Here is a 25,823-nt window from a genome sequence, read left to right as displayed (position 1 = left end):
TTACTGGACGCCGACGGGCTGCGGCGGAAGCGCGGCGACGAGAGGGTGGTCCTTGTGGATGACCCCGACCTTGGCCGCGCCACCAGGGGAGCCGATGTCGTCGAAGAACTCGACGTTGGCCTTGTAGTAGTCGGCCCACTTCTCGGGGGTGTCGTCTTCGTAATAGATCGCCTCGACGGGGCACACCGGTTCGCAGGCACCACAGTCGACGCACTCATCAGGGTGGATGTAGAGCATGCGATCGCCCTCGTAGATGCAGTCGACGGGACATTCGTCGATGCACGCTCGATCCTTGAGATCGACGCACGGGAGGGCAATAACGTAGGTCACGGTGAGGTGAATCCCTTCGGTTGTGTACTACCGACAATCTTACCGCGCACCGGATGGGAGAGTTTCGGCCAGGCGAGCACAACGGCGACGACGATCACGGTTCCGTACAGCCAGCCGTAGGCGATCGTCGATGCCGGAATGAGCACCGAGCCACCGGTGCTCTCCCCCGCCAACACCCCGATCACCAACAGAAGTGCGACGGAGGCGAATCCGACGACGACGCGATTGTCGAAGATGAGGCGCAACCCGACGAGTGTGGCCGTGACGACGAGAAGTCCGAGCACGAGGCCGATCGGCACGCTCGCGCCGAAAAGATCGAGGCTGACCTGGTGATTCACCGTGCCGAGGGCGCCGAGGGTGGCGCCGACAACGGCTGCAAGGCCGCAGGCGAGCACGCGGGCGCGCCGGCTGTAGTCCGACCAGTCGAGACGCGCGACCGGGTGCCCTTCGCGCCGGAACGCCTCGACACTGCCGATCTCGTCGATCTGGCCGCCCGACATGACGATGCGGTCGCCCTCGACCTCGATCACGTCGGCACGCCCCGGCGACTCTTTGTGCATCGACACGCCCGGCTGGGCCGGCGACCCGGCACCGACCACCGTGAGCTGGCTGCGGTGGGCACGCAGGGCCGCGAGCTTGCGGGCGCGGACCGGCGCGATCTCCACCACGTACACGTCGGGGTCGCTGAGATCCTGCGGCCGCAGGGTGCCCGGCGTCAGGATCTCGTAAAAGGGCACATTCATGACGCGGGCGGCGTGACGCGCCGCGGTGTGCGCCGCAATGTGGTCCGGATGCCCGTACCCGCCGTTCGCGTCGTAGCTCACCACGGCGGTGGCGCCGACCGCGGCGATGACCGTGGCGACGTCGGCCGCGACTTCTCCGGCATCCGCCACGCACAGGGCGTCGGCCGGCAGGTCGGGGCCGAGCTCCGGACCCAACTCGCCCCACACCATGCCGGAGTCCCGGTATCTGCGCGGTTCGCGGTCGACCATGCGGGCATCGGGGCCGCCGAGCCACCGGTGGTCCGCGACACCGAGAATCCTCATCGCCTCGGCGATCTCAGTCTCCCGGTGCGCCGCGATCGCATCACCGTCGCCGAGCAGGTGCTGGAGCTCGGGCGGGACGATCTCACCGCACTCCCCGCGCGTGCAGGTGAGCACGGTCACCGCGGTGCCGTCGTCGACGAGGCGTGCGAGCGTGCCGCCGGTCGAGATGGTCTCGTCGTCGGGATGCGCGTGCACAAACAGCACCCGCTCGGGTGTTGGCTGCGGCGCAGACTCGGGCAGGGGAACCGGGGACATGATCGACGTTCTCTCCTGGATACTCGTGGGCCGATTCGGCTCTGACCCGCGAATCCAGCGTACCGGTGGCTCGCCGACACCACCGGCGCGTGTTAGGTGAGCCTTACAACAGTCGTATAAGGTGTGCCTTACCTAACCGAAAGTGACACCGTGCTTGCTAACTTCCTGATCGGCCTGCGCGAGGGGCTCGAGGCCGCACTCGTTGTGGGTATCCTCGTCGCCTACGCGGTCAAGATCGACCGGCGGGACGTCATTCCGCGCATCTGGGCGGGAGTCGCGCTGGCCGTCGCGGTCGCGCTCGCCCTCGGGGCAGTCCTGACCTTCGGCGCGTACGGTCTGAGCTTCGAGGCCCAGGAGCTCATCGGCGGAATCCTCTCGATCATCGCCGCCGGGTTCGTGACCTGGATGATCTTCTGGATGCTGCGCACCTCGCGCCGGCTCGTCGGGCAGCTTCGCGACGACCTCGACCGGCACCTCGACGGCGCGGGCTGGGGCCTCGTCCTCGTCGCGTTCCTCGCCGTCGGGCGTGAGGGCATCGAGACCGCGCTCTTCATCTGGGCCGCCGTGCAGTCCACCGGTGAGACGACCCTTCCGCTGCTCGGGGCGACCTTCGGACTCGCCGTCGCCTCGCTTCTCGGCTACCTCGTCTACCGCGGGGTCGTGGCGTTCAACGTCTCACGCTTCTTCGCCTGGACCGGGGCACTCCTCATCATCGTCGCCGCCGGTGTGCTCGCGTATGGGGTGCACGACCTCCAGGAGGCTGGTGTTCTTCCGGGGCTCTACAACCTCGCCTTCGACGTGAGCGGCACGATTCCGCCCTCAAGCTGGTACGGAACGCTGCTCAAGGGCACCGTCAACTTCTCCCCCGCCACCACGTGGCTCGAGGCCGGGGTCTGGCTCGCCTATGTCGTTCCCGTGCTCACCGTGTTCGTGGTCCAGGCGCGCCGCGGCCGCCGCCCGGCCGTCTCTGCGGCACCGCCCACCGACCCGACCACCGCGCACACCGCGCACACCGCGGAGACCCAGGGAGCCCGATGAACATCCCGATCCGCGCCGTCGGCGCCTCCATCACCGCGGCGGCTGCGCTGCTCGCCCTCGCCGCCTGCGTGCCGAACTCCACCGCCGAGGCGACCACGCTCGCCGTGGAGAGCACGGCCACAGACTGCACAGTCTCATCCGACACGGCCCCCAGCGGCACGGTCGTCTTCACGGTCACGAACTCGGCCGACCAGGCGACCGAGTTCTACCTGCTCGCCGATGACGGCCGCCGCATCGTCGGCGAGGTCGAGAATGTCGCCCCCGGCGCCCCGCGCGACCTGACCCTCACGCTGAAGCCCGGTGAGTACTTCACCGCGTGCAAGCCCGGCATGGTCGGCGACGGCATCGGCCGCGCCGCGTTCACCGTGACCGATTCCGGTACCACCGGCTCGCCGTCGGGCGACGACGCAGAGCGGATCGACGCGGCCGCCGCGAACTATGTGGCCTACGTGAAGGACCAGGTGGCCCGGCTGGTGCCCGCGACCGACGCGTTCCTCGCGGCCTACCGGGCTGGTGACGACGATGCCGCGAGGTCGCTCTACGCGATCACCCGAGCCAGCTACGAACGCGTCGAACCGGTCGCCGAGTCGTTCGGCGACCTCGATCCCGCAGTTGACTTCCGCGAAGCCGACGTCCCGGAGGGCGAGGAGTGGAGCGGCTGGCACCGCATCGAGAAGGACCTGTGGCCGCCGGCGGATGCCGGTTACGTCGCGCTGACCGCCCAGGAGCGCGGCTATTTCGCCGACAAGCTGGTCGCCGACACTGCCGCCCTCTACGACGCCGTGCACGACGAGAAGTACTCCGTATCGATCGACACGATCAGCAATGGCGCGATCGCGCTGCTCGACGAGGTCGCGACCGGCAAGATCACCGGTGAGGAGGAGATCTGGTCGCACACCGACCTCTGGGACTTCCAGGCCAACCTCGAGGGCGCCCGAGTGGCCTACGAGGGCGTGCGCGATATCGTGGAGGAGAAGAACCCGGATCTCGTCTCCGACATCGACGCGCAGTTCGCCACGCTCGAGGCGCAGCTCGCCCAGTACGGCAGCCTCGAGGCCGGATTCACCTCCTACGACGAGCTGTCGTCGGACGACATCCGCACGCTCGCGAACGGCGTGAACGCCCTCGCCGAGCCGCTCAGTCTGCTGACCGCAGCCGTGGTGGGCTGACACCGATGACCGAGGAGGATGCTCCACCCCGAGCCGGCCTCTCCCGTCGCGGCCTCCTGGGGCTCGCCGGGGCGGGCGTCGTCGGGGTTGGAATCGGCGTCGCTGGCGACCGCGCTGTCGCCTCGGCATCCGGCACCGGTTCCTCCGGCGCGGCGGCGTCCTATCCGTTCTACGGTGCACACCAATCGGGAATCGTCACCGCCGCCCAGGACCGGCTGCATTTCGCGAGCTTCGACGTGCCCGACATCGACCGGGGTGAGCTCATCGAGCTGCTCCGGGACTGGACCCTTGCAGCCGCGCGCATGACCGAGGGTCTCGGCGCCGGACCAGTCGGCGCGGTCGGCGGAGCGTACGACGCACCGCCGGACGACACGGGCGAGGCGCTCGACCTTCCGGCATCCGGCCTCACGATCACCTTCGGATTCGGTCCGACCCTGTTCGAGGATGCCGACGGCAACGACCGGTTCGGACTCGCCGGGCGCCGCCCCACCGAGCTCATCGACCTCCCCCACTTCGCCGGCGACGCGCTCGTGCCGGCCCAGAGCGACGGCGACCTCTGCATCCAGGCCTGCAGCGACGACCCGCAGGTCGCGGTGCACGCCATCCGCAATCTCTCGAGAATCGCGTTCGGGCGCGCGGCCCTCCGGTGGTCCCAGCTCGGCTTCGGGCGTACGTCGTCGACGACGCGCGCGCAGGTGACCACCCGCAACCTGTTCGGCTTCAAGGATGGCACCGCCAATGTGAAAGCCGAGGACACCACCCAGGTTGGCGAGCATGTCTTCGCGCCCGGCGGGGACTCGCAGGCCTGGATGGCGGGCGGCTCGTACCTCGTCGCGCGCAAGATCCGCATGACGATCGAAACGTGGGACAGGGCATCGCTGCGCGAGCAGGAACGCGTCATCGGCCGCACGAAGGGCGAAGGCGCCCCGCTGTCCGGCGGCACCGAGTTCACCGCCGTCGACCTCGACACGACAGCTGCATCTGGCTCCCCCACAATCGACAAGGCCGCGCACGTTCGGCTCGCCCACCCCGACCACAACGCGGGGGCGCTGCTTCTGCGCCGCGGCTACAACTTCGTCGATGGCAACGACGACCTCGGCAGGCTCAACGCCGGCCTGTTCTTCATCTGCTTCCAACGCGACCCGCGCAGCCAGTTCGTGGCCGTGCAGTCGAGCCTCGCCGGAAGCGACGCAATGAACGAGTACGTCCGACACGTCGGCTCGGCGATCTTCGCCGTGCCGCCCGGGGCCAACCGAGGCGGTTTTGTGGGCGAGAGCCTGTTCGCCTGACCTCAACCGCAGGCCAGCCGTGCTCGGCGAGGCGGTGGATAGAGGAACGGGCGGGGCCACTCCGGCTTTCGCCGTGAGGGACCCCGCCCGGTACGCTGCGTGCGAGTTAGGCGTTCTGCTTCTTGAGGCGCGAGGTCTTGCGCTGGCGCGCGTTGGCGTCGAGCTCGACCTTGCGGATGCGCACGAACTCGGGCGTCACTTCGACGCACTCGTCCTCGCGGGCGAACTCGAGGCACTCCTCGAGGGTGAGCCTGCGCGACGGGGTCATGCGCTCGAACGAATCGGAAGTCGACTGGCGCATGTTGGTCAGCTGCTTCTCTTTCGTGATGTTGACGTCCATGTCGTCGGCGCGCGAATTCTCTCCGACGACCATGCCCTCGTAGACCTCCTGGGTGGGCTCCACGAAGAACGACATGCGCTCCTGCAGGGCGACCATGGCGAACGGGGTGGCGGAGCCGGCGCGGTCGGCAACGATCGAGCCGTTGACGCGGGTGATGATCTCGCCAGCCCACTGCTCGTAGCCGTGGGAGACGGCGTTGGCGATGCCGGCGCCGCGCGTGATCGTGAGGAACTCGGTGCGGAAGCCGATGAGGCCGCGCGACGGGACGATGAAGTCCATGCGGACCCAGCCGGTGCCGTGGTTGCTCATGCCCTCCATCCGGCCCTTGCGAGCGGCGAGCAGCTGCGTGACGGCGCCGAGGTATTCCTCGGGCGCGTCGATCGTGAGGTGCTCGAAGGGCTCGTGCACCTTGCCGTTCACCTGCCGGACGACAACCTGCGGCTTGCCGACGGTGAGCTCGAAGCCCTCGCGACGCATCTGCTCGACGAGGATCGCGAGAGCGAGCTCGCCACGGCCCTGGATCTCCCAGGCGTCGGGGCGGCCGATGTCGACGAGCTTGATCGAGACGTTACCGACGAGTTCGCGGTCGAGGCGGTCCTTGACCATGCGCGCGGTGAGCTTGTGGCCCTTGACCTTGCCGATGATCGGCGAGGTGTTGGTGCCGATCGTCATCGAGATCGCCGGGTCGTCGACCTTGATGGTCGGCAGCGGGCGCACGTCGTTGGGGTCGGCGAGGGTTTCACCGATCGTGATGTCCTCGAATCCGGCGACGGCGACGATGTCACCGGGGCCGGCGCTGTCGACGGGCACGCGGGTGAGCGCCTTGGTGATGAGCAGCTCGGTGACCTTGACGTTGGAGACGGATCCGTCGTGCTTGACCCAGGCGACCGTCTGACCCTTCTTGATCGTGCCGTTGAAGACACGCAGCAGGGCGAGGCGTCCAAGGAAGGGGCTCGCGTCGAGGTTGGTGACGTGCGCCTGCAGGGGGTGCTCGTCGTCGTAGGTCGGAGCGGGAACGTGCTTGAGGATCGCGTCGAAGAGGGGCTCGAGGTCCTCGTTGTCGGGCATGGTGCCGTTCTCGGGCTTGTTCCAGCTCGCGGCGCCGTTGCGACCGGAGGCGAAGACGACGGGAACGTCGAGGATCGCGTCGAGGTCGAGGTCGGGCACATCGTCGGCCATGTCGCTCGCGAGGCCGAGGAGCAGGTCCTGGCTCTCGGCGACGACCTCGTCGATGCGCGCATCGGGGCGGTCGGTCTTGTTGACGAGCAGGATGACGGGGAGCTTGGCCTCGAGCGCCTTGCGCAGCACGAAGCGGGTCTGCGGAAGCGGGCCCTCGCTCGCGTCGACGAGAAGGACGACCCCGTCGACCATCGACAAGCCGCGCTCGACCTCGCCACCGAAGTCGGCGTGGCCGGGGGTGTCGATGACGTTGATGATGATCGGGCCGCCCGCGCCGTTCTCTTCGGCGTGGATGCCGTTGTAGAGAATCGACGTGTTTTTCGCGAGGATCGTGATGCCCTTTTCGCGTTCGAGGTCGTTCGAGTCCATCATGCGGTCCTCGCCCTCGAAGTGGGCATCGAACGAGTTCGTCTGCTTGAGCATGGCGTCGACCAGTGTGGTCTTGCCATGGTCGACGTGGGCGACGATTGCGACGTTGCGGAGGTCTTTGCGAGTGGCAATGGCCATGCGTATGTGAGTCCTTGACTGCTGAGGCGGCTGGCTGCTCGCCGCGATCGGGGCTATGCGCGATCGGGCAGGAGCAGCAACCAGCGGGCGCTGGGGTGGGATCTATGGGGTGTGCAGGATCACGGCTCCGGTGCCCTGCACCCCGTAGTCTACCGCGCTCGAGCGATATCTGCCTGCGAGAAGCATCCGGGGCGCGCCCCGCGCCTGTTCCGGGTCGGTACGCGGGCTTCCACTCCCAGACATTCGGGAGCACTCCGGCGGCGAGCGGCGAGCGCCTGACGCCCGTGACACCGGTCCGGAACGCGGTGATCGACGGGAATTGCGAGAGCGGCATCCCGGCGTCATCCGCCCAGACGGCGCGGATTGGCCGGATCAAAGCGGATGCAGACCTCGGCGGCGACGGTACCAGCCTGCCGGAGCAGCCGCTGTGCCGCGGCGGGTTTTCGTCGCGGGATCGTCGTGAGAAACGCCCCGCGCAGGACCACCCTCTCGTGGTGGGGAATGGTCGCCGCGGTAGTTCGGGTTCGCTCGACCCGTCAGGCACGAGCTCGGACCGCTCCCTACCCGCGATTTCCGCTCGCCCGCCGCTCCCGTCTGGCCCGCTGCTCGTCGGGGTCCGGCACCGGGATCGCCGCGATAAGCCGCTGGGTATAGGGATCTTTCGGGTTTCGAAGGATCTCATCCGGCGTGCCTTCCTCGACAAGCTTGCCGTGGTTCAACACCACAATCCGGTCGGCGAGCCGGTCCACCACAGCCAGGTCGTGGCTGACAAACAGGCAGGCAAAACCGAGCTCGGCCTGAAGCTCCTCGATGAGGTCGAGCACTCGGGCCTGCACCGAGACGTCGAGGGCGGATGTCGGCTCATCCGCGACAAGCAGTTTCGGCTTGAGCGCGAGGGCGCGTGCAATTCCCACGCGCTGGCGTTGACCACCGGAAAGCTCATGCGGATAGCGGTTGCGGAAACTCTTCGAGAGCTCGACTTGGTCGAGCAGCTCTCCGACCCGTGTCTCGATCTGCTTGTGCTTGAGTTTTGTGGAGAGCACGAGCGGCTCACCGATGCTCTGGCCGACGGGCCAGCGGGGGTTGAGCGACGAGCCGGGGTCCTGGAACACGATGCCGATCTCGCGGCGAAGCTCACGCAGGTCACGCGCCGAGATGCCGACCATCTCCCGCCCGCACACCGTCGCGCTGCCCATCGTGAACGGCAGCAGGCCGATCGCGCCGCGCGCGATGGTGGTCTTGCCTGATCCCGACTCCCCGACCAGGCCGACGATCTCGCCGGGGTAGATCGAGAAACTCACGTTGTCGACGGCACGGAACGCCGGCACCCGCCTCAACCCGGGGTACTCGATCACGGTGTCGACGAACTGGAGTACCGGCTCTCCCACACGGGTCGGGCTCACGTCCGGGGTGGAACCAAGCCGCGGAATCGCCGCCAGGAGTTCCTGGGTGTACGCGTGGCGCGGAGCGCCGAATACCTGATGGACGGTGCCCCGCTCGACGATCTCACCGTCGCGCATGACGATCACGTTGTCAGCGATGTCGGCGACGACGCCGAGGTCGTGGGTAATGATGACAATCGCGCTGTTGAGCCTCTGGTGGAGGTTGCGCAGCAGGTCGAGAATCTCCGCTTGGATGGTGACGTCGAGCGCCGTCGTCGGCTCGTCGGCAATCAGCAGGTCAGGGTCGCACGAGATCGCCTGCGCGATCATGGCCCGCTGGCGTTGGCCTCCCGACAATTGATGCGGAAACGAGTGAAACGCCTTCTCCGGGTCCGGCATCTCGACGATGCGCAGCAGCTCGATTGCCCGCTCCTTCGCCGCGTGCGGTGTAAGCGGGAAGTGAACGCGAAGTGCCTCGACGATCTGGTACCCAATTCGATACACGGGGTTGAGTGCCGTCATCGGCTCCTGGAAGATCACGGCAATGTGCTGGCCGCGCACCTTCGTGAGGCGCTCCGGCGTCGCGTTGAGGATCTCCTCGCCCTTGAGGCGCACCGAACCCTGCGAGCGAGAGTTCGGCGGCAGCAGGCCCAGGAGAGCCATCGAACTCACGCTCTTGCCCGATCCGGATTCCCCGACGATCGCGAGAACCTCTCCGGGATCGACATGAAAGTTGATATTGCGAACGGCCGACATCCACTCGCCATTGACCCAGAAGTCCACCGCGAGATTGTCGACTTCGATGATCGGGGCCGTAGTGCTGGCACCCGGTATCGACGACTTAGTCGTCATCGTGCTCATGAGGAGACCTTTCCGGTCGGTCGAGCTCCGCCGATGAAGCCGAAGAGGCCCGCAGCGACCTGTCTGTACGGACCCGGAAGGCCGGGCAGACGACGTTGCCTCGGGTCGAAGGCATCCCGGAGCCCATCCCCGATGAAGTTGATGGCGAGCGCGAAGAGAATGATGAACACACCCGGCCACCAAAAGAGCCACGGTCTCGTTGCGAAGGCCCCCTGGTACTGGTTCAGCAGCTGCCCGAGGGAGACGTCGGGGAACTTGATTCCCACTCCGAGAAAGCTCAGCGCCGCCTCGAGGAGGATCGCACCACTCATCGTGAGGGACAGCGTGACGATCACGACCCCGAGCGAGTTCGGGAGGATGTGCCGGAAGATGATGCGGGCCGGCGAGGCGCCTGCCACGCGTGCGGCGTCGACGAACTCTCGCTCACGTAGACCGAGGAACTCGCTGCGCACGAGCCGCGCGAGTCCGGTCCACCCGAAGAATCCGATCGCGAGCGCCAGGACGATCGCGCCAAGGCTGCCGTAGGTGCGTCCGATGACCGCCGCGAGCAGGATGAACGGAATCACGATGATGACGTCGGTGAAGCGCATGAGCACGGCGTCGACGATGCCGCGGAAGTATCCCGAGATAGCGCCCACCACGATTCCAATGAACCCCGCGACGGCCCCATAGATCACCATGAAGACAATCGACTGCTGGGCGCCGCGCATGACCCGCGCGAAGATGTCGCGACCGATCTCATCCTGCCCGAACGGATGCGCACCGAAGTTGAAGGGCAACACCCACGTTGGCGTTCCCCCGGCATTGACGATCGGGTAGGTGCTCTCGTAGTTGAGCGGCCACCAACCGGGGATGGGGATGCCGAACAGGCTTACGCCGATGGAGGAGTAGATGAGCACGGCCATCAGAGCGAGCACAGTGAGCGAGATGACGGCGCCCTTATGCCGGAAGAAGCGGCGCCGAACGATAACGCCCTGGCTGAGCCCCTCGACCTCGCGCTGTTCAATGGTGAGCACCTCATTGAGGAGCTCATCGGGGGGCGTTCTCGATGATCGTGCCATGGTCAGTTCACCCGGATTCGTGGATCGAGTGCGGAGTAAGCGAGGTCCGCGAGGAGGTTGAATACAAGGGCGACGATGCTCGTAATGATGAAGACGCCCATCAGCGGATTGAGATCGACGTCGACAACCGACCCGATGAAGAGCGAGCCCATGCCGCTCCAGCCGAATACGGTCTCGGTGATGGCAGCGCCTCCGATGAGGGCCCCGATCTCGAATGCCACGAGAGTCGTGATCGGGATCAGGGCGTTGCGGAATGCGTGTCGCATGACGACGGTGCGCTCGGGGAGGCCCTTCGCCCTGGCCGTTCGCACATAGTCCTGGTTCATCACCTCGAGCAGGCTCGCCCGTGAGTATCGGCTCCACGCAGCCAGCGAGAGCAACATGAGGGCGATCGTCGGGAGCACCAGGTGGGTGATCGAGTCGAGGCCCTGGATCCAGATGCTGCCTCCCAGGTTGGGGGTAGCCGAGCCGATCGTCGCGATGGGGCGACCGCCCGTGTTGGCGGTGTAGTCAGGCCAGGCGACCATGAGGCGGTCGACGACCAGCAGCAGAGTCGAGACGACGGCCGTGAGCACGCCCGCCCTCACCGAGACGTTTCGGTCACTGCCTCCGAACAGCAACGCTGCGGTGATTCCGATGGCGACAAGGCCGAGGAGAACAATGACAACGCTCCACCAGCTCGGCAGGTAGAAGTAGAGGTACTGCACCGGGAACCACAACGCGGCGGCGGAGGCCGCGACGACGACGGAGGAGTAGAGCGCCTTACGGTTCGCAAGCCCCGTGGTGAGGTAGGTGATCGAGAAAGCAGCGAGGAGGCCGAGCACGGCGATCCAGAAAATTCCCAGCGACGGCGTCACCATCCAGTTCGTCAGTGCGATGTAGGTGAGCCCACCCCCTGTTACGAGAATGGCTACGCCGAAGTTGGTGAAGTACTTTTTCGCCCCCCCACCAACCAGACTCGCCCACACGAACCCGACCACGAGCGAGGTGATCACAATTGCTATCGGTGGTATCGCGGGGTCACCTAGAAAGTCGTTGAATCCGATCGCGATGTACAGCTTCAGCAGCTGGGCCACCCAGAAGATCGGCAGGGAGAAGAACAGGAACGACACGAACGTCACGCTGTAGTCGAACCCGCTGTATTGGCGTAGCGCCGTTGCCATGCCGATCGAGACGCCGAGGAGAACCGACAGCACCGTTGCTGCGGTCACGAGGCTGAGTGTGCTCCAGATGCTCTGGGCGAGAAGGTTCGTCACTTCGACGCCGCGGAGCGATTGGCCAAGGTCGAGGTCGCCGACGAAGATTCCACCGACGCCGCTGAGCCAGATGAAGTAGCGAAGCGGCGCGGGAACGTCGAGGTTGAGCGCCTGAATCTTGGCGGCGATCAAAGCTTCTTTGTTCGGGGCTGTTGATGTGCGCAGGTCTTCGAGCGGATCGCCGGCGTTTGCGGCGAGCACATAGATGAGGAAGCTGGCTGCGAAGACGATCAACAGAGCGGTGACAAGTCGCCGCAGGATGTATCTCAACACGAAGGAATCTTTTCTCTGGAGGGGATCCACACACATCCCTGCGAAGGCACAACAGCGGGCCTGGTGCCACACAAGCAGACGGAGTGAGCGCCGGAGATTATCCGACGCTCACTCCCGTGTCAGGGCGTTCTTGCCGTGCCCTTCACCGGACTACTCGGCCGGTGCCCACTCCCAGAAGTTCCAGAAGTACGACGGGCTGAGGAAGCCGGGAACGACCCCATCAACCTCGGCGCTCCACGAGGTGATCCCGGGGAACTGGAAGATCGGCACCGACCACGCCTGGGCGCCGATGATCTCTTCCGCCTTCACGAGGATCTCCTGCTGCTTGGCCTCGTCGGGCTCGCGGCCCAACTGGTCAAACAGGTCGTCGAGCTCGGCATTGGACCAACCATAGAAGTTGTTCAGTCCGGTCGTCTGGTAGTTCGCACCCGACTCGCCGATTGCCGTGCTGGTGGAGTTCCAGCCGAACAGCGCCGCGTCGTATCCAGCCTTGTTGCCGTCGAGGTCACCGCCCCAGGTCTCGGAGGATGCGTTGATGACGTTGATGCCCGCTTCCTTCGCCGACTCGGCAATCAGCGTGTACTCGGATCCGCGACGCGGGTTGGTCGACGAGAACAGCATCCGCACGTCTACCGTGGTGACGCCGGCCTCGGCGAGCAGCGCCTTGGCGCCCTCGATGTCGGGGTCGACAAGGTCGAGCGTTCCGTTGACCTCGGCCGCCGCCTCGGCACCTGGGGTGCCAGGGAGGAAGATCTGCGAGTTGCGCAGTTCCGCATCAGGCTGGAGCGGCTTGATGAGCGTCTCGAGGATCTTGCCCCGCGGAATCGTCTTGAGGAACGCCTGACGGATGGCCAGCGCCTTGTCTTCGTCCCCGCCGTAGGTGGCCGGGTCGAACACGCCACCGTTGGTCACCTGAAGGTCGATGTGCTCGTACGTTCCCTCGGGGGCTCCGGAGAACTCGACACCGGCGATGCCGGCCTCGAGCTGCGCTGCGATGTCCGCGGTCGGCTGGCCGGCCACGATCGAGACCTCACCGTTCGCCAGCGCAGTGAGCTGCGCCTGGGCATCCGGGATGACGCGAACCGTGATGGTTTCGTACTTCGGCGACGGGCCCCAGGTGTATTCGGGGTTCGCCGTGAGGGTCACGAACTTGTCAGCGGAGTTGATCTCCGTGATGGTGTAGGCGCCCGTTCCGTAAAGCTTCTGCGGCTCTTCCGGCGTGTCGGTGAACTTGTAGTCCTGGTTGTAGGACTCGGACACCGGCGCGAGGAAGTCGAAGTCCTTGTCCTGGATGGCCTTGATGATGTCGTCCTTGGCCTTCTCGGCACCGTCTTCGTCGTCGTACTCGCCCGGGTACGCCAGCTGCACGGTTCCGTGGGCGGAGACGGGCGAGACGGCGAAGCCGAGCTGCCAGTCGACGTAGAAGTCGGAGTAGACGAGGGTGATGCTCCGGCCGTCATCGCCGATCTCGGGGGTTTCCTCCACGAGGTCGAGCCCGAAGTCTTCAACCGTTCCCGTGTTCCAGAAGGTGCCCTCCTGGCCCGTGAGCTCGAAGGTCTCTTCATCTTCGACACCCGCACCGTTTTGCACGTGCGTGGTGAACGCGGCCCAGTAGAGCAGCAGGTCGGCCGCGTCGACCGGGGTGCCGTCAGACCACGTGACGTCCTCGTTGACGGTGTACTTGACCGTCAGCGGGTCATCGCTCGTTTTCTCGATCGAGCCGAAGGCGGTTTGCGGGATAAGCGCGGAGTTGTTGTCGTAGTACTGGAAGCCGTCTTTCGCCATGTAATTGACGACCGCGTTCGACGACGCATTGGTGTCGGCGAGGCCGTCGTTAAAGGCGTAATAGGAGTCATTCCAAGCCACGGTGATGCTCGTGCCCTCGATGACCTCTGATGCACGGGGTGGGGTGCAACCGGTGAGCGCGAGCGCTCCCACGGAGACGACCGCAACGCCGCCCATTAGGCGCGATATCTTCAATTTTCCTCCTGTGCAAAGTGAGCGGACGATCACGCAGGTGATTGTGCTAACGCCGCCTCGAATATCTCGACCCTAGGCACGGTGGAGCGATCGTCCTACTGCAACACGAAAACGTTACACAGTAGTGACGATATTGCAGGAATTTTGTGCACACCAAAGAAATCGTGCGTCCGGTCGCTCGATATTGGCGATATCGGGCGCCGGTCGTGGGTGGCGGCGATGATAGGTTGCGCGCTGCGGTCAGAAGCCGAGCTCAACTCCGGTTCCCGGGATCGCGGCCAGCAGTTCCTTTGTGTATTCCTCACGCGGATTATCGAAGACCTCGTCTGTCGACGACGCCTCCACGATCTTTCCCTGACGCATGACCGAGACATGGTCCGCGACGAGCCTGACGACGGCGAGGTCGTGAGTGATAAAGAGGTAGGTCAGATCGAGCTCGGACTGCAGCTCCGTCAACAGCGCGAGGATCTGGGCCTGCACGAGCACGTCGAGCGCCGAGACGGCCTCGTCCAGCACAAGGATCTCGGGCTTCAGGGCGAGAGCGCGCGCGATCGCGATGCGCTGGCGCTGTCCGCCGGACAGCTCGTTCGGGTACCGGTCGATGAGCGTCGTCGGCAGGGCGACCTGCTCGAGCAGCTCCAGCACCCGTGCGTGCCGTTCCTTCTTGCTGCCGACACGGTGGGTGACGAGGGGCTCCGCGATCGTCGACCCGATGTTGTAGAGCGGGTCGAGCGAGCCGAACGGGTCTTGGAACACAGGCTGCATCTGGCGCCGGAGGGCGAGGAGCTCGCGCCCACCCACCTTGTTGATGTCCTTGCCACCCACCATCACGGAACCTGATGTCGCCGACTCGAGCTTGAGGATGAGCTTTGCGACCGTGGACTTGCCCGAGCCGGACTCCCCCACGAGGGCCATCGTCGTGCCCTTGGGGATCGAGAACGACACGTCGTCGACGGCGGTGAACGGTTGCGAGCGCATCTTTCCCGTGTTGATCTGGAACACCTTGGTGAGCTTCTCCACGGAGATCGCGGGTTCGGCGGTGACGCGCGGCGCCGCAGCATCCGGCACCACCCGATCGTGCGCGGCACCCTCGAGATGACCGCCCTGGATTCGGCGGGAGGCGAGGCTGGGAGCCGCCGCGACGAGCCGCTTCGTGTACGGATGCTGCGGGTTCTGGAGGATCTCCAGCGACGGGCCGGACTCCACAATCTTGCCCTTGTACATCACGACGAGCTTCTCGGCCCTCTCGGCGGCGAGACCGAGGTCGTGGGTGATGAACAGCACTGCGGTGCCGCTGTCGCCGGTGAGCGTCGCGAGGTGGTCGAGGATGACCCGCTGCACGGTCACATCGAGCGCAGAGGTCGGCTCGTCGGCGATCAGGAGCTTCGGGCGCGAGGAGAGCCCGATGCCGATGAGCACGCGCTGCTTCATTCCGCCGGAGAACTGGTGCGGATACTGCTTCAGCCGGGTCTCGGCATCTGCAAGCCCGGCCTCCTTCAGCACGGTGATCGCCTTGGCCTTGGCATCCTTGCCGCGCTTCGCCCGCCCGTTCGCGACGAGGGTCTCCTCAACCTGGAAGCCGATGTTCCAAACCGGGTTGAGGTTCGACATCGGGTCCTGGGGCACGAAGCCGATCAGGTTGCCCCGAATTTTGTCGAACGCCTTGCCCGAGGTCGCAGCGAGGTCCTGGCCCTCGAAGAGAATCTGGCCGCTCGTCACCTTGCCGGTCCCGGGCAGGAGATCGATGATCGAGTGGGCGGCCGTCGACTTGCCCGACCCCGACTCGCCCACGATCGCGACCGTCTCCCCCGGCATGATCGTCAGGCTGACGCCGTTGAGCGCCGGGACGATGCCGTTCTGGGTGACGAAGCCGACGTGGAGGTCGCGGATATCCAGCAGTGGGGTGCCGTTATCCCGGGCTGATACCGGAGTGGTCGCTACGGTCGTGTCGGTCATCGGCGTGCCCGTGCCTTCGGATCGAGGGCGTCGCGGAGGACTTCGCCCATGAGGATGAATGAGAGCACCGTCACGGAGAGGGCGATCGAGGGGTAGATGAGCGTCATGGGGTTGTTCCGGAGGTCGCCCTGCGCCTGGGAGATGTCCTTTCCCCACGACATGACATCCGGCGGCAGTCCGATTCCGAGGAACGACAGCGTCGCCTCGGCGACGATCGCGCCGGCGAGACCGATGGTGGTGATGACGATCACCGGGGCGATCGAGTTGGGGAGCACGTGCCGCAGCAGGATGCGGAAGTTGGACACCCCCAGCGCGGCCGCTGACATCACGAAGTCGGAGTTCTTCACCGACAGGATCTGGCCGCGCAGCACGCGAGCGGTGCTCGGCCAGGCGAAGACCCCGATGGCGAGGGAGAGCACCATGATGCTGCGCGCCTCGCGAGCGACAACCGACATGATGACGATGGCGGCGAGGATGTACGGGATGGCGAAGAAGATGTCGCCGATGCGGGAAAGCACTGCGTCGATCCAGCGCCCGTAGTACCCCGACAGCGCGCCCACGACAATTCCGATGACCGTGACGAGCAGTGTCACGATGATGCCTACCGAGACGGAGGTGCGCGTTCCGAAGATGATCCGCGCGTACACGTCGCAGCCCTGCTTGGTGTAGCCGAGCGGGTGGCCCGCGCTCGGGCCCTGGTTGCTGAACGAGAGGGCACAGGCGCGCGGATCGAGCTGGGTGAACAGCGTCGGGAACAGCGCCACGATGAACACGAGCAGCACGAAAACGCCGGAGACGTAGAACAACGGACGGCGGCGCATATCGCGCCAGGCGTCGAGATAGAGGTTGCTGGGCTTCGCGGCGACCTGCACGTTGTCGACGGCGACAAGAGGAGTCTCGTCGAGGGGTGCGACGAAGTGGGTCGGCGACAGCGGGGCGTTACTTGGCATAGCGAATCCTTGGGTCGAGGAATCCATAGAGAACGTCGATAAGCAGGTTGGCGACGAGATAGATGATGACCATGACGGTCACGAACGAGACGACGGTGGGCCCCTCGCTCCGAATGATCGCCTGATACAGCGTGTTTCCGACGCCCGGCACGTTGAAGATGCCCTCGGTCACCGTCGCACCGACCATGAGCAAGCCGAAGTCGGTGCCGATGTAGGTCACAACGGGGATCATCGAGTTACGGAGGATGTGAACCCGGATGACCCGGGGGCGCGAGAGCCCCTTCGCGGTCGCGGTGCGCACGAAGTCCTCGTTGAGGTTCTCGATGACCGAGGTGCGGGTCAGCCGCACGATGTAGGCGAAGCTCACGCTCGCCAGCACGACGGCCGGCAGGATGAGGTCTTCCCAGGGGGCGCCGGCACCGACGGTGGTGCGGGCGATGCCGAGCTTCACGCCGAAGATGTACTGGGCGACGAAGGCCGTCACGAAGATCGGCACGGAGATGAAGAGGAGGCTGACGACGAGCGCCGAGGAGTCGAACAACTTTCCCTTGCGGAGGCCGCTGAACAGGCCGATGAGGATGCCCAGGACGGTTTCGATCGTCACCGCCAGCAGCGCGAGGCGGAGCGTGACCGGGAACGTGCGGGCGAGGATGTCCGAGACCGGCTGGCCAGAGAAAGAGGTACCGAAATCGCCGACGAAGATGCCGCCGACGAAGATCAGGTACTGCACGATGAACGGCTTGTCGAGGTTGTACTCGGCGCGGAGTGCATCCGCGACGGCCGGGTTGAGCCCACGGTCACCGCCCAGCGCGATGATGGGGTCCCCCGGCAGCGCAAAGACCATGAAGTAGATGAGCAGGGTGGCCCCGAAGAAGACCGGGATTACCTGCAGAAGGCGTCGGACGATGTACCAGACCACGGGTCTAGCCTCCGACCTCTACGAGCGTGAACATGACTGAGATTCGACCTCACTGTTGCGGGAGAAGCGCCCGGTGATTCGGGGCACGAACATGCGTGGGGTGGTAGCGATGTGCGCTACCACCCCACATTGTGTGATCAGCCCCCGTCACGGAGCGGATCGGGTGTTAGCCCTTGGTGATTTCCGAGTAGATCGGAACCGAGTTCCAGCCGAATTCGACGTTGTCGACGTTCTCGCTGTAGCCACCGGTCACGTTCGAGTACCACAGCGGGATCGCGGGCAGGTCCGTCAGGAGCACCGTCTGCGCCTGCTGGAACAGCTCGTTGCCGGCCTCGGGGTCGGTCTGGGCCAGGCCCTCCTTGTAGAGCGAGTCGAACTCTTCGCTGGAGTAGTCGCCGTCGTTGGACCCGGCACCGGTGAAGTAGATCGGGCCCAGGAAGTTGGCGAGGGCCGGGTAGTCGGCCTGCCATCCGGTGCGGAACGGGGTCTGGATCGTGCGCTCGGTGACGAGCGTGCGGATCTCGGCGAAGGTCGGGTACGGTGCGCCGACCGCGTCGATTCCCAGGGTGTTCTTGATCTGGTTCGACACGGCGTCGACCCACGCCTCGTGGCCGCCATCCGAGTTGTACCCGAGGGAGAACTGGCCGTCCCACGGGGAGATGGCGTCGGCTTCGGCCCACAACTTGACTGCCTCGTCGGGGTTGAACTCGAGAACCTCGGCTCCGTCGAGCGAGTCCGAGTAGCCGTCGATCACCGGGGAGGTGAAGTCGGTGGCCGGCGTGCGCGAGCCCTCGAAGATCACGTCGGTGATCTCTTCGCGGTTGATCGCCATCGAGATGGCGGCGCGACGCAGCTTGCCCTCTTCGCCCTCGAAGTGCGCGAGACGCTCCGGGATAGTGAAGGACTGGAAGACGGCGGCGGGCTGGTTGATGGCGCGGTCGCCGAACTCGTCCTCGAAGGTGGCGAGTGCGTTGTCGGGCACCGCGTCGAGCACATCCAGGTTGCCGCTCTGCAGGTCGGCGTAGGCCGCTTCCTGGCTCGCGTAGAAGGTGATCTCGAGGCCGCCGTTCTGGGCCTCGCGTCCACCCTCGTAGTCGGGGTTCACGACGAGGTCGATCTTCACGTTGTGCTGCCACGCGCCCTCACCATCGAGCATGTACGGGCCATTGCCGATCGGGTTCTCGCCGAAGGCGTCAATGTCCTCGAAGGCGACTTCGGGCAGCGGGAAGAATGCCGAGTAACCGAGGCGCAGTGGGAAGTCGGACTCCGGCTGCTTGAGCTTCACGGTGAAGGTCGTGTCGTCGACGACGGCGAGACCGGTCAGCTCGCTGTCCTCGTCGTAGCTGAAGCCCTCGATCGACTCGAAGAAGTAGCTGCTGAGCTGCCCATTGCTGAGGAGCGCGCCGTACTGCCAGGCGTCGACGAAGGACTTCGCCGTGACCGGGTCACCGTTGGTGAAGGTCGCATCGCTCTTGATGGTGATCGTGTAGTTCTGGGCGTCCTCGGTCTCGATCGACTCGGCCAGGTCGTTCTGCGGCGAACCGTCGGCCTCGTAGTAGACGAGTCCCGCGAAGATGTTGTCGAGAATCTTGCCGCCGCCGGTCTCGTTCGTGGCGGTGGGGATCAGTGGGTTCTGCGGTTCGGAGCCGTTCGTGGTGATGACGGCCGATCCGGCCCCATTCTCCGTCGCTGCCTCGCCCGTCGCGCAGCCCGTCAGCGCGAGCGCGGTGACCATTCCGATACCGGCGATTGCTGTGCCGATTCTATTGAATCTCAATTTTCCTCCAGTGCAAAAGTGAGAGGTGAGCGCGTTTGTAGCGCGATCCCCCGCGATAAACAGGGTGGCTGAGTGGCTCCCTGTTGCTCAAAAAACCTTAGGCGGTTTTAATGTGACCGCAGACGAGGAGTGGACTCTCGCACCAAGTCCGGCGAATAACTGCGCGCAAATCGGCGGATACGCAACATTCGATCGCGAAAAGTGCCGTTTGCCTGCGAAAATCTGCTCAACTCCGCAGGTAATATCGAAACCGAGTCGGAGGTCACTTGTGTCGGAACGCAGTATGGCGGCATCGACTTCCGCGTCTTCTCGCCCTCGACGCGTGGTGGCGGAGATGCTGATCGTTCTCGGACTTTCCCTGGGGGCATCAGCCGTCTACTCGGTGGTGGCGATCGTGAACGCCGCGACGAGGCCTGAGCCGCTCGGGGACCAGTCGACAGCCCTCAACCCGTCGCTCAGCGCTCGGCCGACCTTCGACCTGATCTACCAGTTTCTCGCGATCTTCTTCGACCTCGTGCCGGTGGTGCTCGTCGTCTTCCTGCTATGGCGCGTGACCCGGCCCCACCTCGGAGACCTCGGCATCGACTTCTCGCGTGCCGGGCGGGATTCGCTCGCGGGCGCGGGCCTCGCGCTCGTGATCGGGATTCCCGGGATCGTGCTCTACCTCGCCGGGCGGCAGCTGGGACTCACCCTGAATGTCGTGCCTGCCCCGCTCGACACGTACTGGTGGACCGTGCCGATCCTGTTGCTCGCCGCCGCACGTGCCGGCATCACCGAGGAGGTCATTGCGGTCGGCTACCTGTTCGCACGGCTGCGTCTGCTCGGCTGGGGAACGTGGACGATCATCGTGACGACGGCGTTGTTCCGCGGCACGTACCACCTCTATCAGGGGCCGACGGCGTTCATCGGCAACTTCGCGATGGGGCTGCTGTTCGGGTGGCTGTATGCACGGGGCGGGCGGCTGATGCCGCTCATCGTGGCGCACTTCCTGATCGACGCCGCGGTCTTCATTGGCTACCCGTGGGCAGCGGTCACCTTCCCGGCGTTGTTCTCCTAGCCAGTGACTTTCACCATTCAGGAGGCTGGCCAACCCAGTGACTTTCATCATTCAGGAGGCTGGCCAACCCGGCACCTTTCATCATTCAGGAGGCTGGCCAACCCAGTGACTTTCATCATTCAGGAGGCTGCCGAACGGCAACAACCAATCTTTGCGCGCAGCCCTCGATGGAGCATCGTTTTCGCCAATTGCGGCATATCCGCGGCGCAAATCAGCGAAGACCAGCCAGCATCCATCCTCAACTCCTGAATGATGAAAGGCCCACCGGCACACAACCAGCCCCTATCAGCGAGCATCCATCTCCAACTCCTGAATGATGAAAGCCAGGACCGGGCGGGCTCATTCTTCGAAGGCCTCCGGCGACGGGCACGAGCAGACCAGGTTACGGTCGCCGTAGGTGTTGTCGACGCGGCGCACCGGCGGCCAGTACTTGCCGCGGATGAGGCTGCGCACGGGGTACACCGCCTGTTCTCGCGAGTACGGGTGGGTCCACTCGCCGTCGATGACCGACTGCGCGGTGTGCGGTGCTCCACGCAGCGGGTTGTCGTCGGCCGGGGAGTCGCCGGCTGCCACGGCATCCGCCTCGACGCGAATCGCAATCATCGCCTCGATGAAGCGATCGATCTCGGCGAGATCCTCGCTCTCCGTCGGCTCGACCATGAGCGTGCCCGCGACCGGGAACGACATCGTCGGCGCGTGGAACCCGAAGTCGATGAGGCGCTTGGCGACGTCGTCAACGGTGACCCCGGTCGACGCCGTGAGCGGGCGAAGGTCGAGGATGCACTCGTGGGCGATGAGCCCGTTGTCGCCCGAGTAGAGCAGCGGGTAGTGCTCCCGCAGCCGCACTGCCACGTAGTTGGCCGCGAGCACCGCGGCGGCGGTCGCGTCCTTGAGTCCGTCGGCGCCCATCATGCGCACGTACGCCCAGCTGATCGGCAGGATGCTGGGCGAACCGTACGGCGCCGCCGATACGGGCGCTCCCGTGTGGAAGTCGTGCTGCGCCATCGGATGCCCGGGCAGGAACGGCGCGAGGTGCGCCTTGGCGGCTACTGGGCCGACACCGGGCCCGCCGCCGCCGTGCGGGATGCAGAACGTCTTGTGCAGGTTGAGGTGCGAGACGTCGCCGCCAAAATCGCCGAACCGGGCGAATCCGAGCACCGCGTTGAGGTTGGCGCCGTCGACGTAGACCTGTCCCCCGGCGTCGTGCACGGTCTTGCAGATGTTGCTGACCTCGTGCTCGTAGACGCCGTGTGTCGACGGGTAGGTGATCATGAGCGCGGCGATCTCGCCGGAGTGCTCCGCGATCTTCGCGCGCACATCGTCAAGATCGACGTTGCCGAGTTCGTCGCAGGCGATCACGACGACCCGCATCCCGGCGAGCACCGCGCTCGCGGCGTTCGTACCGTGTGCGCTCGAGGGGATCAGGCAGATGCGGCGCTGTGTGTCGCCGCGAGAGTCGTGGTACCCGCGGATCGCGAGCAGGCCCGCGAGCTCGCCCTGACTGCCCGCGTTCGGCTGCAGCGACACGGAATCGTAGCCGGTGACATCGGCCAGCCAGCTCTGCAGCTGCGCGATGAGCGTCAGGTAGCCCTGCACGTCGGCGGCGGGGGCGAACGGGTGCAGCCCGCCGAACTCGGGCCAGGTGACCGGCTCCATCTCGGTCGCGGCGTTGAGCTTCATCGTGCACGAGCCGAGCGGGATCATGCCCCGGTCGAGCGCATAGTCGTAGTCGGCGAGGGTCTTCAGGTAGCGCATCATGCTCGTCTCCGAGCGGTGCGTGTTGAAGACCGGATGCGTCAGGTACTGCGACTCGCGGGAAAGGCCGCCGGGCAGGGCGGATGCTCCGGACCGAACCCGGTCGCCGTAGTCGGCATCCGCATCCCCGCCGAACGCCTGCGCGACCGCGCGGATGTCGGCAAGCTCGGTCGTCTCGTCGACCGAGAGGCGAATGGTGTTCTCGTCTACCTTCCAGAGCAGCACCCCGAGGTCGTACGCCGCAGCCACGATCTCTGCGGCGCGACCGGGCACGGCCACGGTGAGCGTGTCGAAGTGGTCGGTGGAGACGTCGGCGCCGAGTCCGGTCAGGATGCCCGCGAGGGCTCCGGTGCGCGATGCGACCTGCTGGGCGATGCGCCGGAGCCCATCCGGGCCGTGGTACACGGCGTACATCGACGCCATGACGGCGAGCAGCACCTGCGCGGTGCAGATGTTCGAGGTGGCCTTGTCGCGGCGGATGTGCTGCTCGCGTACCTGCAGCGAGAGGCGGTAGGCCGGGTGTCCGGCAGCATCCTTCGAGACACCGACGAGGCGGCCGGGGAGCTGGCGCTCAAGTCCGGCGCGCACGGCCATGTAGCCCGCGTGCGGTCCGCCGAAGCCCATCGGAACGCCGAAGCGCTGGCTTGTGCCGACGGCGACATCGGCCCCGAGGTCGCCGGGCGACTTGATCAGGGTGAGGGCGAGCAGGTCGGCCGAGACGATCGCGATGCCACCCTGCGCCTTGGCTGCGGCGATCATTGCACTGGGGTCCCAGACGCGTCCGGATGCGCCGGGGTACTGCACGTAGATGCCGAACGCGGCCGGCAGCTCGTCCCCGTCGTGCAGGTCTGACAGGTCCAACTCGACGAGGTCGTAGCCGACGGCGCCGGCACGGCCTGCGAGCAGGGCCTTGGTTTGCGGCAGCGCGTCGGCGTCGACGATGAACGTGTTCGATGCGGACTTGGATGCCCGGCGGGCCAGCAGCATCCCCTCGACCACCGCGGTGCCCTCGTCGAGCATGGACGCGTTGGCCGTGGTCATGCCGGTGAGATCGGACACCATGGTCTGGAAGTTGATGAGCGCCTCAAGGCGCCCCTGCGAAATCTCCGGCTGGTACGGCGTATAGGCGGTGTACCAGCTCGGGTTCTCGAGCACGTTGCGCTTGATGACGGCGGGGGTGATCGTGTCGTAGTAGCCGAGGCCGATCATCGAGCGGTTCACCGTGTTGCGGTTGGCGAGAATCCGGAGCTCGGCGAGCGCCTCGCGCTCGGTCGCCGCGGGAGGCAGAACCGTGTCCGCCGCGGAGCGGAAGCCGTCGACGTGGATCGACGGCGGGACCGCCGCGGTGACGAGGGCATCGACGGAGTCGTAGCCGATCGCGGAGAGCATGTGTGCCTGGGCGGCGGTGTCTGTGCCGATATGGCGCGCGGCAAAGCCCTGGAGGTCGACGCCGCCCATTACTCCCCTACCAGCGCACTGTACTCGTCGAAGCTCAGCAGCTCCGGAAGCGAGGCGAAGCGCACCTTGATGAGCCAGCCCTCGCCGAACGGGTCGCTGTTGACGAGCTCGGGCGAGTCGACCACGGCCTGGTTCGCCTCCACGATCTCCCCGTCGACGGGCGCGAAGAGCTCGCCGACCGACTTCGTCGACTCGATCTCGCCGACGACCTTGCCGCTCGCGATGTTGGAGCCCGCGGCCGGAAGGTCGACGAACACGACGTCGCCGAGCTTTTCGGCGGCGTAGGCCGTGATCCCGACGGTCGCGACGTCACCGTCGACCTGCACCCATTCGTGTTCGGGGGTGTACTGGAGAGTGGTCTTGTCTGGCATGTTCATGCCTTTCGCTTGTAGAAGGGGAGGGAGACGACGGTCGCCGGAATGCGGGTGCCGCGCACATCGATGAACAGCTCGGTGCCGAGGTCGGCGCTGTCGGGCGCGACGAATGCCATCGCGATCGGATGCCCGAGGGTCGGCGACAGGGCGCCGCTCGTGATGATGCCGACCTCGTCCTCGCCGTCGAAGACGGGGTAGTCCGCGCGGCCGGCGCGCTTGCCCTCGGCCGCGAGCCCGACGAGCACCCGCGCGCCGTCATCCGGTCCCGCCTCGATCGCGGCGCGGCCGACGAAGTCGCCTTCCTTCTTCAGATTGACGACGCGGCCGGGGCCCGCCTGCGACGGAACGGTGTCGAGCGAGAGCTCATGGCCGTAGAGCGGCATGCCCGCCTCAAGGCGCAGCGTGTCGCGGCTCGCGAGCCCGGCGGGGACGAGACCTGCGCCGGCACCGGTCTCGAGCAGCGCGTCCCACAGTGCCGGTGCCGCCTCCGGGGCCAGGTACAACTCGAAGCCGTCCTCTCCCGTGTAGCCGGTGCGGGCGACGAGCATCGCGTGCTCGCCGTAGTGGCCGTGCGCGGACCGGTAGTAGCCGAGGTCGTCGAGGCCGTCGACGCGCACGCCGGGCACCTCGGTGAGGATCTCGAGGGCGCGCGGACCCTGCACCGCGATGAGCGCGATGTCGTCGCTCTCGTCCTGCACATCGCAGGCGAAGGGCGAGCAACGATCGCGCAGCTCGGCCGCAACGGCCTCCCTGTTGGAGGCGTTAGCCACGACGAGGTAGCGATCCTCGCCAGTGCGGTAGACGACGAGGTCGTCGACGATCCCGCCCTCACGGGAGAGCAGCAGGCTGTACTTCGCCTGCCCGATCGCGATGGCCGAGAGCTTGCCGGCGAGCGCATAGTCGAGGGCGTCGGATGCCTCCGGGCCGAGCACGAGGATCTCCCCCATATGAGAGAGGTCGAACAGGGCGGCAGCGGTGCGCACCGCATGGTGTTCGGCGAGGTCGCTCGAATAGCGCACCGGCATCATCCAGCCGGCGAAGTCAGTGAAGCTCGCACCGGCATCAAGATGGCGCTGATGAAGGGGCGAGAAGCGTTCTTCGGTCACGAGTTCTCCATATCGTCGCGCGGGCGCGAAAGCAACTGTGGGAACTCCCCCTCTGTCATGGGCCTGAGAGCTTCGCGACCGGCCCGTGAGGGTCTGCCACTTTCACCGTGGGCGAGCGCGAGTGGTGCCTCACGCTTCTTTTCAGAGTGGCCTGTTCGATGCGGTACTCGTACCTGAGAGATTGGTGGGGAGAAATTGCTCCTTCGGTGTCCGCCGATGTTCCGGCGAACTCTCCCGCATCGCGTTGTGGGCCCGATGTTCGATTGTGGGTCAACCTTACCGCGCCGAGTCGCCGCGGTTGATTCGGGATTCCGGGTCAGTCGCGGTTGTCGCGGAAGTACCGCACGGCCTGCCAGATCAGCACCGCAACTGTCGTGAGTCCCATGGCGCCGAACACGAAAGGCGCCCAGGGTGGGAAGTCCGCGCCGGGGATGACGAACGCCGGCAGGGTGGCCATCGCCGCAGAAATCGTCATGGCTCCATCGTGCACCCTGAGTCGCGCCCC

Annotated in this window: 19 protein-coding genes and 2 riboswitches; of the genes, 4 read left to right on the top strand and 15 right to left on the bottom strand. The window is 66.0% G+C overall.

Annotated features, from left to right (window positions below; translation table 11 throughout):
• Together fdxA and BHD05_RS06870 are read right to left on the bottom strand one after the other, a co-directional pair.
• Complete coding sequence (gene fdxA / locus BHD05_RS06875) at window positions 1-330, bottom strand: ferredoxin (protein ID WP_161885770.1); 330 nt, start codon at window positions 328-330, stop codon at window positions 1-3.
• Entirely contained in the window at window positions 327-1,631 is a 1,305-nt protein-coding gene (locus tag BHD05_RS06870; protein WP_161885769.1) for a PIG-L family deacetylase, read from the bottom strand. The genes fdxA and BHD05_RS06870 overlap by 4 nt, the downstream gene beginning before the upstream one ends.
• Window positions 1,632-1,781: 150 nt before the next feature.
• Between BHD05_RS06870 and efeU the strand changes: the two genes are divergently transcribed.
• From efeU to efeB, 3 genes are read left to right on the top strand one after another with little or no spacing between them, the layout of a single operon-like run.
• Window positions 1,782-2,669 carry an iron uptake transporter permease EfeU gene (gene efeU, locus BHD05_RS06865; RefSeq protein ID WP_161885768.1) on the top strand — a complete coding sequence of 296 codons (888 nt, stop codon included), beginning with the start codon at window positions 1,782-1,784 and terminating at the stop codon, window positions 2,667-2,669.
• Window positions 2,666-3,838 carry an iron uptake system protein EfeO gene (efeO, locus tag BHD05_RS06860; protein WP_161885767.1) on the top strand — a complete coding sequence of 391 codons (1,173 nt, stop codon included), beginning with the start codon at window positions 2,666-2,668 and terminating at the stop codon, window positions 3,836-3,838. The genes efeU and efeO overlap by 4 nt, the downstream gene beginning before the upstream one ends.
• A 5-nt stretch (window positions 3,839-3,843) precedes the next feature.
• Window positions 3,844-5,127 (top strand): iron uptake transporter deferrochelatase/peroxidase subunit, encoded by a 1,284-nt coding sequence (gene efeB / locus BHD05_RS06855; protein ID WP_161885766.1) that lies wholly within the window; start codon window positions 3,844-3,846, stop codon window positions 5,125-5,127.
• A gap of 106 nt (window positions 5,128-5,233) precedes the next feature.
• Here efeB and typA read toward each other — a convergent pair whose 3' ends face one another.
• The 9 genes from typA to BHD05_RS06810 form a co-directional block, all read right to left on the bottom strand.
• Window positions 5,234-7,153, bottom strand: a complete 1,920-nt coding sequence (typA, locus tag BHD05_RS06850) for a translational GTPase TypA (protein WP_161885765.1) — start codon at window positions 7,151-7,153, stop codon at window positions 5,234-5,236.
• 560 nt (window positions 7,154-7,713) lie between these two features.
• Window positions 7,714-9,396 carry an ABC transporter ATP-binding protein gene (locus tag BHD05_RS06845; protein WP_418763839.1) on the bottom strand — a complete coding sequence of 561 codons (1,683 nt, stop codon included), beginning with the start codon at window positions 9,394-9,396 and terminating at the stop codon, window positions 7,714-7,716.
• Complete coding sequence (locus BHD05_RS06840) at window positions 9,393-10,457, bottom strand: ABC transporter permease (protein ID WP_161885764.1); 1,065 nt, start codon at window positions 10,455-10,457, stop codon at window positions 9,393-9,395. Before BHD05_RS06840 ends, BHD05_RS06845 begins: the two co-directional genes overlap by 4 nt.
• A 2-nt stretch (window positions 10,458-10,459) precedes the next feature.
• Complete coding sequence (locus BHD05_RS06835) at window positions 10,460-11,986, bottom strand: ABC transporter permease (protein WP_161885763.1); 1,527 nt, start codon at window positions 11,984-11,986, stop codon at window positions 10,460-10,462.
• A 150-nt stretch (window positions 11,987-12,136) separates the two neighbouring features.
• A complete protein-coding gene (locus BHD05_RS06830; RefSeq protein WP_161885762.1) occupies window positions 12,137-13,966 on the bottom strand; it encodes an ABC transporter family substrate-binding protein in 1,830 nt (609 codons plus the stop codon).
• A gap of 240 nt (window positions 13,967-14,206) precedes the next feature.
• Complete coding sequence (locus BHD05_RS06825) at window positions 14,207-15,922, bottom strand: dipeptide ABC transporter ATP-binding protein (protein WP_161885761.1); 1,716 nt, start codon at window positions 15,920-15,922, stop codon at window positions 14,207-14,209.
• Window positions 15,919-16,872: an ABC transporter permease gene (locus BHD05_RS06820; RefSeq protein WP_161885760.1), complete on the bottom strand. Its 954-nt coding sequence runs from the start codon at window positions 16,870-16,872 to the stop codon at window positions 15,919-15,921. The genes BHD05_RS06825 and BHD05_RS06820 overlap by 4 nt, the downstream gene beginning before the upstream one ends.
• Entirely contained in the window at window positions 16,862-17,791 is a 930-nt protein-coding gene (locus BHD05_RS06815) for an ABC transporter permease (RefSeq protein ID WP_161885759.1), read from the bottom strand. The genes BHD05_RS06820 and BHD05_RS06815 overlap by 11 nt, the downstream gene beginning before the upstream one ends.
• 166 nt (window positions 17,792-17,957) lie before the next feature.
• Window positions 17,958-19,568, bottom strand: coding sequence for a peptide ABC transporter substrate-binding protein (locus BHD05_RS06810; RefSeq protein WP_202614312.1), 1,611 nt, complete (start codon window positions 19,566-19,568; stop codon window positions 17,958-17,960).
• Window positions 19,569-19,902: 334 nt separating this feature from the next.
• Here BHD05_RS06810 and BHD05_RS06805 point away from each other — a divergent pair, with 334 nt between their 5' ends.
• A complete protein-coding gene (locus BHD05_RS06805) occupies window positions 19,903-20,625 on the top strand; it encodes a CPBP family intramembrane glutamic endopeptidase (RefSeq protein WP_335920181.1) in 723 nt (240 codons plus the stop codon).
• A gap of 339 nt (window positions 20,626-20,964) precedes the next feature.
• Here BHD05_RS06805 and gcvP read toward each other — a convergent pair whose 3' ends face one another.
• From gcvP to BHD05_RS06785, 4 genes are all read right to left on the bottom strand, one after another.
• Window positions 20,965-23,838, bottom strand: coding sequence for an aminomethyl-transferring glycine dehydrogenase (gcvP, locus tag BHD05_RS06800; RefSeq protein ID WP_161885757.1), 2,874 nt, complete (start codon window positions 23,836-23,838; stop codon window positions 20,965-20,967).
• Window positions 23,838-24,209 carry a glycine cleavage system protein GcvH gene (gene gcvH / locus BHD05_RS06795; RefSeq protein WP_161885756.1) on the bottom strand — a complete coding sequence of 124 codons (372 nt, stop codon included), beginning with the start codon at window positions 24,207-24,209 and terminating at the stop codon, window positions 23,838-23,840. The genes gcvP and gcvH overlap by 1 nt, the downstream gene beginning before the upstream one ends.
• Window positions 24,210-24,211: 2 nt before the next feature.
• Window positions 24,212-25,318, bottom strand: a complete 1,107-nt coding sequence (gene gcvT / locus BHD05_RS06790; RefSeq protein WP_161885755.1) for a glycine cleavage system aminomethyltransferase GcvT — start codon at window positions 25,316-25,318, stop codon at window positions 24,212-24,214.
• Window positions 25,319-25,360: 42 nt separating this feature from the next.
• Window positions 25,361-25,469, bottom strand: a riboswitch (glycine riboswitch).
• Window positions 25,470-25,565, bottom strand: a riboswitch (glycine riboswitch). It lies immediately after the preceding riboswitch.
• Between the two features lie 69 nt (window positions 25,566-25,634).
• Window positions 25,635-25,793: a hypothetical protein gene (locus BHD05_RS06785; RefSeq protein ID WP_161885754.1), complete on the bottom strand. Its 159-nt coding sequence runs from the start codon at window positions 25,791-25,793 to the stop codon at window positions 25,635-25,637.
• Window positions 25,794-25,823: the final 30 nt, after the last annotated feature.

Source organism: Marisediminicola antarctica (assembly GCF_009930795.1).
GTDB lineage: Bacteria > Actinomycetota > Actinomycetes > Actinomycetales > Microbacteriaceae > Marisediminicola > Marisediminicola antarctica.
The sequence above is the reverse complement of the archived record's forward strand: the minus strand, read 5'-3'. Positions and strand labels throughout refer to the sequence as shown.